General features: G+C 46.7%; 3 rRNA genes. All 3 read left to right on the top strand.

Features of this window, described 5'->3' with window-relative positions:
* Positions 1 to 646, top strand: a 23S ribosomal RNA gene (locus ON073_RS20345); the annotation flags it as partial.
* Between the two features lie 122 nt (positions 647 to 768).
* Positions 769 to 883 (top strand): 5S ribosomal RNA (gene rrf, locus ON073_RS20350).
* Between the two features lie 84 nt (positions 884 to 967).
* Positions 968 to 1,082: ribosomal RNA gene (rrf, locus tag ON073_RS20355) — 5S ribosomal RNA — on the top strand.
* The last annotated feature ends 68 nt before the right edge of the window (positions 1,083 to 1,150 follow it).

The raw sequence follows: 1,150 nt of genomic DNA on the forward strand, positions 1-1,150 counted from the left end.
CTCCTCCCAAAGAGTAACGGAGGAGCACGAAGGTTTGCTAAGTACGGTCGGACATCGTACGGTTAGTGTAATGGTAGAAGCAAGCTTAACTGCGAGACAGACACGTCGAGCAGGTACGAAAGTAGGTCATAGTGATCCGGTGGTTCTGAATGGAAGGGCCATCGCTCAACGGATAAAAGGTACTCCGGGGATAACAGGCTGATACCGCCCAAGAGTTCATATCGACGGCGGTGTTTGGCACCTCGATGTCGGCTCATCACATCCTGGGGCTGAAGTCGGTCCCAAGGGTATGGCTGTTCGCCATTTAAAGTGGTACGCGAGCTGGGTTTAGAACGTCGTGAGACAGTTCGGTCCCTATCTGCCGTGGGCGTTTGAGAATTGAGAGGGGCTGCTCCTAGTACGAGAGGACCGGAGTGGACGAACCGCTGGTGTTCGGGTTGTGATGCCAATTGCATTGCCCGGTAGCTACGTTCGGAATCGATAACCGCTGAAAGCATCTAAGCGGGAAGCGAGCCTCGAGATGAGTTCTCACTTTAACTTGAGTTAACTGAAGGGCCGTTGAAGACTACAACGTTGATAGGCGAGATGTGGAAGTGCTGTGAGGCATTAAGCTAACTCGTACTAATTACCCGTGAGGCTTAACCATACAACGCCAAAGTGGTTTAAGACCCGCAGAAGTTGAATAGATTAAGATACTAAAGTAGACATTTACTTAAAAAAGCTTTCCAGATTTAGATTTAAGACAAGCTCTTAAGTCAACCAGATTTGCTTGGTGACTATAGCGTTTTGGAACCACCTGACCCCATGCCGAACTCAGAAGTGAAACGAAACAGCGTCGATGATAGTGTGGGTTCGCCCATGTGAAAGTAGAACATCGCCAAGCTCCTAATTAAAGAAACCCGTTGCTTAAATGCAGCGGGTTTTTTAAAGCCTAAAATAAATAATAAAAAGCAAATTACCGAATTTGCTTGGTGAATATAGCGTTTTGGTACCACCTGACCCCATGCCGAACTCAGAAGTGAAACGAAACAGCGTCGATGATAGTGTGGGTTCGCCCATGTGAAAGTAGAACATCGCCAAGCTCCTAATTAAAAAAAAGCCTCAACATTGTGTTGAGGCTTTTTAGCATTTTAGAATTGAGATAAAGTTT

Origin of the sequence: Pseudoalteromonas sp. G4 (assembly GCF_028875915.1) — a bacterium.
In the GTDB taxonomy this organism is placed as follows: Bacteria; Pseudomonadota; Gammaproteobacteria; order Enterobacterales; family Alteromonadaceae; genus Pseudoalteromonas.